The organism is Azospirillum sp. (assembly GCF_035627195.1).
Lineage (GTDB): Bacteria > Pseudomonadota > Alphaproteobacteria > Azospirillales > Azospirillaceae > Azospirillum.
Genome location: NZ_DASPMG010000301.1, coordinates 1 through 8,267, shown reverse-complemented (window position 1 = coordinate 8,267; position 8,267 = coordinate 1). Strand labels below are relative to the sequence as shown.

General features: G+C 70.2%; 11 protein-coding genes and 1 pseudogene. 5 read left to right on the top strand and 7 right to left on the bottom strand.

The genetic code is table 11. The features are described from left to right. Nucleotides 1–158, top strand: a 158-nt coding sequence (gene infC, locus VED21_RS27485; RefSeq protein ID WP_324888096.1) for a translation initiation factor IF-3, incomplete at its 5' end; no start/stop codon positions are given. 161 nt (nucleotides 159–319) lie between these two features. Here infC and VED21_RS27480 read toward each other — a convergent pair. Together VED21_RS27480 and VED21_RS27475 are read right to left on the bottom strand one after the other, a co-directional pair. Continuing rightward, nucleotides 320–1,600 carry a glycerate kinase gene (locus tag VED21_RS27480; protein ID WP_324888094.1) on the bottom strand — a complete coding sequence of 427 codons (1,281 nt, stop codon included), beginning with the start codon at nucleotides 1,598–1,600 and terminating at the stop codon, nucleotides 320–322. 350 nt (nucleotides 1,601–1,950) lie between these two features. Further along, nucleotides 1,951–2,121: a hypothetical protein gene (locus tag VED21_RS27475; protein ID WP_324888092.1), complete on the bottom strand. Its 171-nt coding sequence runs from the start codon at nucleotides 2,119–2,121 to the stop codon at nucleotides 1,951–1,953. A gap of 148 nt (nucleotides 2,122–2,269) precedes the next feature. Here VED21_RS27475 and VED21_RS27470 point away from each other — a divergent pair, with 148 nt between their 5' ends. Both VED21_RS27470 and VED21_RS27465 read left to right on the top strand, forming a co-directional pair. Next, nucleotides 2,270–3,277, top strand: a complete 1,008-nt coding sequence (locus tag VED21_RS27470) for an ABC transporter ATP-binding protein (protein WP_324888090.1) — start codon at nucleotides 2,270–2,272, stop codon at nucleotides 3,275–3,277. Further along, complete coding sequence (locus tag VED21_RS27465) at nucleotides 3,274–4,035, top strand: ABC transporter permease (RefSeq protein WP_324888088.1); 762 nt, start codon at nucleotides 3,274–3,276, stop codon at nucleotides 4,033–4,035. Before VED21_RS27470 ends, VED21_RS27465 begins: the two co-directional genes overlap by 4 nt. Here the strand turns inward: VED21_RS27465 and uraD are convergent. Further along, nucleotides 4,025–4,549, bottom strand: a complete 525-nt coding sequence (gene uraD, locus VED21_RS27460; protein ID WP_324888086.1) for a 2-oxo-4-hydroxy-4-carboxy-5-ureidoimidazoline decarboxylase — start codon at nucleotides 4,547–4,549, stop codon at nucleotides 4,025–4,027. The two genes, VED21_RS27465 and uraD, sit on opposite strands and share 11 nt — an antisense overlap. Before the next feature lie 62 nt (nucleotides 4,550–4,611). Between uraD and uraH the strand changes: the two genes are divergently transcribed. After that, nucleotides 4,612–4,980 (top strand): hydroxyisourate hydrolase, encoded by a 369-nt coding sequence (uraH, locus tag VED21_RS27455; protein WP_324888084.1) that lies wholly within the window; start codon nucleotides 4,612–4,614, stop codon nucleotides 4,978–4,980. On the opposite strand, the gene VED21_RS27450 is transcribed toward uraH, so the two are convergent. Beyond that, complete coding sequence (locus VED21_RS27450; protein ID WP_324888081.1) at nucleotides 4,965–6,152, bottom strand: urate hydroxylase PuuD; 1,188 nt, start codon at nucleotides 6,150–6,152, stop codon at nucleotides 4,965–4,967. The two genes, uraH and VED21_RS27450, sit on opposite strands and share 16 nt — an antisense overlap. A 145-nt stretch (nucleotides 6,153–6,297) precedes the next feature. On the opposite strand from VED21_RS27450, the gene VED21_RS27445 reads away from it, so the two are divergent. Next, the gene (locus VED21_RS27445) at nucleotides 6,298–6,483 is read left to right on the top strand and encodes a hypothetical protein (RefSeq protein ID WP_324888079.1); all 186 of its coding nucleotides are present in this window, start codon (nucleotides 6,298–6,300) and stop codon (nucleotides 6,481–6,483) included. A 16-nt stretch (nucleotides 6,484–6,499) separates the two neighbouring features. On the opposite strand, the gene VED21_RS27440 is transcribed toward VED21_RS27445, so the two are convergent. From VED21_RS27440 to VED21_RS27430, 3 genes and pseudogenes are all read right to left on the bottom strand, one after another. Further along, nucleotides 6,500–6,691 carry a DUF3008 family protein gene (locus tag VED21_RS27440; RefSeq protein WP_324888077.1) on the bottom strand — a complete coding sequence of 64 codons (192 nt, stop codon included), beginning with the start codon at nucleotides 6,689–6,691 and terminating at the stop codon, nucleotides 6,500–6,502. A gap of 58 nt (nucleotides 6,692–6,749) precedes the next feature. After that, complete coding sequence (locus VED21_RS27435) at nucleotides 6,750–8,042, bottom strand: methyl-accepting chemotaxis protein (protein ID WP_324888075.1); 1,293 nt, start codon at nucleotides 8,040–8,042, stop codon at nucleotides 6,750–6,752. Beyond that, nucleotides 8,017–8,267 (bottom strand): annotated as a pseudogene (locus VED21_RS27430) (chemotaxis protein); the annotation flags it as partial. The pseudogene VED21_RS27430 and the gene VED21_RS27435, both read right to left, overlap by 26 nt.

Sequence of the window (8,267 nt, the reverse complement as noted above, 5' to 3'; positions counted from 1 at the left end):
AGGTGACCATGCGCTTCCGCGGCCGCGAGATGGCGCACCAGCACCTGGGCATGGAGGTGCTTCTGCGCGTGCGCGACCGGCTGGCCGATCTGGCGAAGGTCGAGCAGATGCCGAAGCTCGAAGGCCGCCAGATGATCATGGTCCTGGCCCCGAAATAAGCCGCCGGCGCGCTTACAGGGCATTTAGCCACAGATGGACACAGATAAACACGGATAGAACAGATGGATGAAAACGGCACGTTGCCCTTGGCCATGTGAACCAGGGGCTGCGGCAATCATTTCCATCTGTGTTTATCTGTGTCCATCTGTGGCTAGAATCCTCACTCCCCAAGAATCAGCACCGCGCGGAAGTCGTTGACGTTGGTCAGCGTCGGCCCGGTGACGATGCTGTCTCCCAGCGCTTCGAAGAAGCCGTGGCCGTCGTTGTCGGCCAGCCGGTCCTTCGGCTTGATGCCCAGGGCCCAGGCACGGGCCAGGCTGTCCGGCCCGACATAGGCGCCGGCGATCTCCTCCAGCCCGTCCACGCCGTCGGTGTCGCCGGCGATGGCGTGCACGCCCGGACAGCCGTCCAGCGCCACGCCCAGCGACAGCAGGAACTCCACGTTCCGCCCGCCGCGCCCGGACCCGCGCACCGTCACCGTCGTCTCGCCGCCCGACAGCAGCACGCAGGGCGCCGTGAAGGGCTGCCCGCGCTGCGCCACCTGCAGCGCGATCCCGGCCATCGCCTTGCCGACGTCGCGCGCCTCCCCCTCGATGCGGTCGCTCAGGATGTGCGCGGCAAGGCCCGCCTCCCGCGCCACCTCGGCCGCCGCCTCCAGCGCCATCTGCGGCGTGGCCGCCATGCGCGTGTCGAGCCCGGCGAGGCGCGGGTCACCCGGCTTCACGCTCTCGCCCCGCCCGCTTTCCAGCACCTCCAGCACCCTGGGCGGCACCGTGATGCCGTAGCGGCGGATGATCGCCAGCGCGTCGGCGCAGGTGGTGGGATCCGCCACCGTCGGTCCCGAGGCGATGTCCATCGGGTCGTCGCCCGGCACGTCGGACAGCAGCAGCGTGACCACCTTCGCCGGGTGGCAGGCCGCCGCCAGCCGCCCGCCCTTGATGGCCGACAGGTGCCGGCGCACGCAGTTCATCTCGGAAATGGTCGCGCCGGACTTCAGCAGCGCCCGGTTCACCTCCTGCTTGTCCTCCAGCGTCAGCCCGTCGAGCGGCAGCGCCAGCAGCGCCGACCCGCCGCCGGAGATCAGGCACAGCACCGTGTCGTCCGCCGTCAGCCCCTGCACCAGCGCCTGGATGCGCCGGGCGGCCTCCAGCCCGGCGGCGTCCGGCACCGGGTGCGCCGCCTCCACGATCTCGATGCGCGCGCACGGCACGGCGTAGCCGTAGCGGGTCACCACCAGCCCCGACAGCTCGCCCGGCCAATGCTCCTCCACCGCGCGCGCCATGGCGGCCGAGGCCTTGCCGGCGCCGATCACCAGCAGGCGCCCCTTGGGCGGGTCCGGCAGGTGGGGCGGCACGCAGCGCGCCGGCTGCGCCGACTCGACCGCCGCGTCGAACATCCGCCGCAGCAGGTCCCGCGGCGAGATGGGGGGAACGGTGCTCATGGCGCGGGTCTCCTTCGCTGCGGCCGCTGTCATCGCCTACAGTCGGCCGGGCCAGCGACTGTGACACCGCCGGGCGATGCCGCGCAAGGCCCCTCGGGGCAATCGCTTGAAAGCCCCTCCCCCTTGGCGGGGGAGGGGTTGGGGAGAGGGGGATTACGGCCGGCAGGCCGGAAAAGACTCATGTCCCGGCTGCCGCCGGCAATACCCCCTCTCCCCAACCCCTCTCCCGCTCTCAGCGGGTCCAAAGGACCCGCCTGTCGCGTCAGCCGGATCAAAGATCCGGCGAGAGCGAGGGGAGAGAGGCCTTACAGCAACTCCAGGCCCTTCAAGCGATTGCCGCGCAAGATCCCTCAGAAGAGGCCGCCGATCCCGCCCAGCCCGCCGAAGACCGGCGCGGCGGTAGCCGGCGACGACGTGGTCGGCGAGCCGCTCGCGGTTCCCGAATCCATATCCCGCCCGCTGCCGACGCACGCGGAAAGCACGAAGAGCATGACTGCCATTGAACAGATGAGCTTTGCCATGTCCGGTCATCCATGCCAGTGGTGAAGACTGCCTTGACGACATCAACAGGCGGGCGAAGCTTTGGTGCATGTCCCCCGATTGACCTGACCGCCCGGCGACCTACGTGACGCACGCAACGCCCCCGCCGCAGGGACGACAGAGACGCGCATGAACCCACTCGACGAACCCCGGACCCGGCCGGCCGCGCCCGCGCCGGCCGCCGCCACCACAGCCACCACCACCGCTGCCGCCCCGCCGATCATCTCGGTCTCCGGGCTCGGCAAGACCTACGGCTCCGGCTTCCAGGCGCTGAAGAACGTGAACCTGGAGATCCGCCGGGGCGAGATCTTCGCGCTGCTCGGCCCCAACGGGGCGGGCAAGACGACGCTGATCAGCATCATCTGCGGCATCGTCAACCCGTCCGCCGGTACCGTGCTGGCCGACGGGCACGACATCGTCCGCGACTACCGCGCCGCGCGCTCGGCCATCGGCCTCGTCCCGCAGGAGCTGTTCACCGACGCGTTTGAGAGCGTCTGGGCCGCCGTCAGCTTCAGCCGCGGCCTGTTCGGCAAGCCGCCCAACCCCGCCCACATCGAAAAGGTGCTGCGCGACCTCTCGCTGTGGGAGAAGAAGGACAGCAAGATCATGACGCTGTCCGGCGGCATGAAGCGCCGCGTGATGATCGCCAAGGCGCTGTCGCACGAGCCGCGCATCCTCTTCCTGGACGAGCCCACGGCCGGCGTCGACGTCGAGCTGCGCCGCGACATGTGGGAGATGGTCCGCCGCCTGCGCGAGGGCGGCGTCACCATCATCCTCACCACCCACTACATCGAGGAGGCCGAGGAGATGGCCGACCGCATCGGGGTGATCAGCAAGGGCGAGATCATCCTGGTGGAGGACAAGGACGTGCTGATGCGCAAGCTGGGCAAGAAGCAGCTGACCCTGCACCTGCAAGTCCCGCTGGAGCGCGTGCCCGACGCGCTGGCCGCCTACCCGCTGGAGCTGTCGGCCGGCGGCACGGAGCTGCTCTACACCTTCGACGCCCAGGCCGAGCACACCGGCATCGCCGAGCTGCTGAAACGGCTGGGCGAGCACGGCATCGACTTCAAGGACCTCCAGACCAGCCAAAGCTCCCTGGAGGAGATCTTCGTCAGCCTCGTGAGGTCGCGGAAATGAACATCCACGCCATCCGGGCGATCTACCTGTTCGAGCTGGCGCGCACCTGGCGCACGCTGTTCCAGAGCATCGCCTCCCCGGTCCTGTCCACCTCGCTGTACTTCGTGGTGTTCGGCTCCGCCATCGGCTCGCGCATGCAGGAGATCGACGGTGTGGGCTACGGCGCCTACATTGTGCCGGGCCTGATCATGCTGACCCTGCTTACGGAGAGCATCTCCAACGCCTCCTTCGGCATCTACATGCCGCGCTATTCCGGCACGATCTACGAGGTGCTGTCGGCCCCCATCTCGCCCTTCGAGATCGTCGTCGGCTACGTGGGTGCGGCGGCCACCAAGTCGGTCATCCTCGGCCTGCTGATCCTGGTCACCGCCCGGCTGTTCGTGCCCTTCGGCATCGAGCACCCGTTCGTGATGGTGGCCTTCCTGGTGCTGACCTCGGTGACGTTCAGCCTGTTCGGCTTCATCATCGGCGTCTGGGCCGACGGGTGGGAGCGGCTGCAGATCGTGCCGCTGCTGATCATCACGCCGCTCACCTTCCTGGGCGGCAGTTTCTATTCCATCAGCATGCTGCCGCCGTTCTGGCAGAACCTGACCCTGTTCAACCCGGTCGTCTACCTGGTCAGCGGCTTCCGCTGGAGCTTCTACGGCACGTCCGATTTCGGCGTCGGCCTCAGCCTCGCCATGACCGGCGTGTTCCTGCTGCTGTGCCTGACCGCCGTCTGGTGGATCTTCCGCACCGGCTACCGCCTCAAGGCGTAGCCGGCAGCAAATCCCTGATCCGCAAAAGCGCGATCCGCTCGACCTGTTCCAGCGCGGTGGCGAACTCCTCCTCCGGGGTGTTCGTCACCCGCCGCTCGAAGGCCGCCAGGATCTCGGCGCGCGTGCTACCCTTCACCGCCAGGATGAACGGAAAGCCGAAGCGCACCTTGTACGTGTCGTTCAGTTCGGTGAAGCGCGCGAACTCCGCGGGCGTGCAGCGGTCCAGCCCGGCGCCGGCCTGCTCGGCGCTGGATTCGGCCGTCAGTTCGCCGCGCACCGCCAGCTTGCCGGCCAGATCCGGGTGGGCGTTCAGCAGGTCCAGCTTCCGCTGATGCGGTGCGGCGCGCAGCACCGCCACCATGGCCGCATGCAGCCCGTCGGCCGTGCCGGCCCCCTCCGGCAGGCCGGCGTCCCAAGCGCCCTCGGCGATCCAGGGCGAATGCTCGAACACCCCGCCGAAGCGGGCGACGAAGGCGGCGCGGTCCATTCCGCCCGATTCCATGGTCCGGCGCATGCTTTCCCCTCCTGCGAACCGGCGCGTATAGTACCCCCGCAACCACGGGCGAGGCGATCACCATGACGGACGCACCCACCGGCAAGCTGACCACCCACGTCCTCGACACCATGCACGGCCGCCCCGGCGCCGGCATGGCGCTGACGCTCCACCGGCTGGAGGGCGACCGGCGCGTGCTTCTGACGACCGCGCGCACCAACGCCGACGGCCGCTGCGACGCGCCGCTGCTGGCCGGCGCGGACCTCGTCCCCGGCACCTACGAGCTGGCGTTCGAGGTGGGCGCCTACTTCCGCACCGCCGGCGTGGCGCTGCCCGACCCGGCCTTCCTGGACGTGGTCCCCGTCCGCTTCGGCATCGCCTCGGCGGCGCAGCACTACCACGTGCCGCTGCTGGTCTCGCCCTACGCCTACTCCACCTACCGCGGCAGCTGACCGGTCCAGGCCGCCAGCACCTGCCGCTCCTCCGCCGTGATGCCGGTCACGTTGCCGGGCGGCATGGCGTCGCTCAGCACCGCCTGCACGCGGATCGGCCCGGCGTGGCGGCGGATCTCCTCGGCCGTGTCCAGGCGCACGCCGCGCGGCGCCTCGCCGATGCCGGCCCACACCGGCGCGGCGGCGTGGCACATGCTGCAGCGCGACGCGACGATCTCCTCCACCGCCGCAAAGTCCGCCCGCGCGGGGGCTGCCGTCACGGTCTCGCGCGGGCCGGCGGCGCTCAGCGCCACGATCACCGCCATCCCGGCCGCCGCCGCACCCCAGGTCCACCACGGCGCCGGCTTCCCGGCGTGCTTGGAGTTGAAGAAGTGGCGGATCGCCGCCCCCATCACCAGCACCACGGCGACGATCACCCAGTTGTAGCGGGTGGCGAAGGTCAGCGGGTAATGGTTGCTGATCATCAGGAAGACGACCGGCAGCGTCAGGTAGTTGTTGTGCAGGGAGCGCTGCTTGGCCTGCTTGCCCAACGCCGGGTCCGGCGTGCCGCCGGCCATCATGGTGGCGATGGTCTTGCGCTGGTTGGGGATGATGACCAGGAAGACGTTGGCCGACATCATCGTGCCGATCAGCGCGCCCATGTGCAGCATGGCGCCACGCCCGCTGAACACGTGCGTCAGCCCCCACGCCACCGCCACCAGGAACACGAACCCCGCCAGCGCCAGCCGCGCGTCGTCCTTGCCCAGCGGCGACCGGCACAGCGCGTCGTACACCAGCCAGCCCAGCGCCAGCGACGCCAAGCTCGCCGCCACCGCCCCCCACCACGGCAGGTCCAGCACCGCCGGGTCGACCAGCAGCAGGTCGGCGCTGCCGTAGTACAGCACGCACAGCAGTAAGAAGCCGCTGCTCCACGTGGCGTACGACTCCCACTTGAACCACGTCAGCCTCGCCGGCAGCTGCTCCGGCGCGACCATGTACTTGACCATGTGGTAGAAGCCGCCGCCGTGGATCTGCCACGCCTCCCCCGCCGCCCCGGCCGGCAGCTGCGGACGCTTCTGCAGCGAGAGGTCGAGGTGGATGAAGTAGAAGGACGATCCGATCCACGCGATGGCCGTGATGACGTGCAGCCAGCGCGCCGCAAGGTTGATCCATTCCCAGACGATGAGTTCCATCCCCGTCCCCGACGCCGTGGCTCCACCCCGTCAGTGTACGGACGACCGCCCGCCGCGCCTAGCGCCCGCCGGACGGATCGCAATTAGGATAAAATTTAGACATCAGTGCGACACTGACCCCATCACCGCTGATGGAACCACGCCCATGGCCGCCGACCGCATGGCCCTGATCCGCGAGTTGAGCCGCCACGTCGGCCAGCCCGACTTCCTGGAGGTGGCCGAGCGCGTCCGCCGCGACCTCGCCGCCACCGCCGACGGCGACCACGCCAAGCCCGCCCGCACGCCCGACCGCGCCCTGCGCCGCCCCTCCACCACGCGGCGCTGCGCGTAGGGGCGCAAGCCGACGCCTACTCCTCGGACGCCTTTTCCGGCAAATCCTTGCGCTTGGTCGACGCCAGCTCGCGCAGTTCATCCTCGCTCATCGACCGCGCCATCTCCTTGGACGCCCCGCGCAGGCTCGATTCCGGTTTCTCGCCGCGCTTCACGGACAGCGCAGCACCGGCCGCCATCTGCTGCTTCTTCGATTCCGCCTTGGACATGCCGTCCTCCGTCCGCCGTTGAACCCACCCGGCTCAACAGCGAACGAAGACGATGGGTTCACGCGCAGCGGATGCGGGCGATGAAGGCGTCGATCTGCCCTTCCAGCGCCTCGGCCTGCTGCGACAGCTCGCCGGTGGCGGACGTGATCTCGCCGACCACGCCGTTGGTCCGCTCCGCCGCCAGCCGCACCGTGGCGATGGAGGCGGTGACGGCCCCCGCCCCGGCGGCGGCGTCGGAGACGTTGCGGGTGATCTCCTCGGTCACCGCGTTCTGCTGCTGCACGGCGCCGGCCACGGCGGTCGACGTCTGCTCGATGGTGCCGATGGTGCCGCCGATCGCGCGGATGGCCGCCCCGGCGCCCTCCGCCACCAGCCGCATCTGCCGCACGTGCTCCGCGATCTCCTCGGTCGCGCGTGCCGTCTGGTTGGCCAGGCTCTTGACCTCCCCGGCGACCACGGCGAAGCCCTTGCCGGCCGCCCCCGCCCGCGCCGCCTCGATGGTGGCGTTCAGCGCCAGCATGTTGGTGCGCGCCGCGATGTCGTGGATCAGCTCGATCACGCTGCCGATGCGCCCGGCGGCCTCGGCCAGCTCCTGCACGGTGCGGTCGGTGCGCTCGGCCATGGCGACGGCGTCGGTGGCGATGGAGGTGGCCACACTGGTCTGCTGGTTGATCTCCCCGAAGGAGGCGGAGAGCTGCCCGGCCGCCGCCGCCACCGCCTGCACGTTGACCGACGCCTGCTCGGCCCCGCTCGCCGCGGCGATGGCGTCGCGCACGGCCGCGTCGGCGTTGGAGGCGAGCTGCGCGGCGTTGGCCTGCAACTGCGTGACGGCGCCGGTAACGCCCAGCAGCACGTGGCGCACGTTCTCCTCGGCGAAGCGCAGCGCCTCCTCGTCGCGCGCCTTCATCTGGTCCAGCGAGCGGTTGATGGTGCCGGCGTGCCTGGCGAAGTCGCCGCGCAGGCCGGTCTCCAGAATCTTGCGGTAGTAGTGGCGGCTGTTGGCGTGCTGCATGGCGGCGTCGGCCTCCTTGCAGAACACCTCGGTCAGGTCCAGCAGGCGGTTGATGTTGCGCAGCATGCGCCCGACGTTGCCGTGCCCGCGGATGCCCATGACGCGCACCGACAGGTCGCCGCGCGCCGCCGCCTCGCACACCGCCATGGCCTTGTCGATGCTGCCCTTGGCCCGGTTCAGGGAATGGATGCAGGCCGCCAGCGGAACGAGGATGACCGCGGCGAGGGCACACGCCGCCCATTCCCGCAGCACGGCCAGCACCAGGACCAGCGCCAGCACCACGGCGGCGGCGATCCACGCGGCCAGCGTGGCCCTAGAGACCGAGGACATATTCGTCATAGCTCACGCCCTCCTTCGCGAGGATGTCGTCGAGAACCCGTGCGGACGCCTGCATGCCCGCCTCGCTGTCGCCGGCCTCCACCTCGCGCGCGCGCAGCAGCGCGTAGAGCGGCCCGACCTTGGCGACCACGCCCGGCCGCGGCACCCGGCGGTTGGAGTGGTAGCCCACGATCGCCCCGCCCGCCCCGACGTTCGGCGTGACGTGCGCCAGCACCCAGTAGTGGT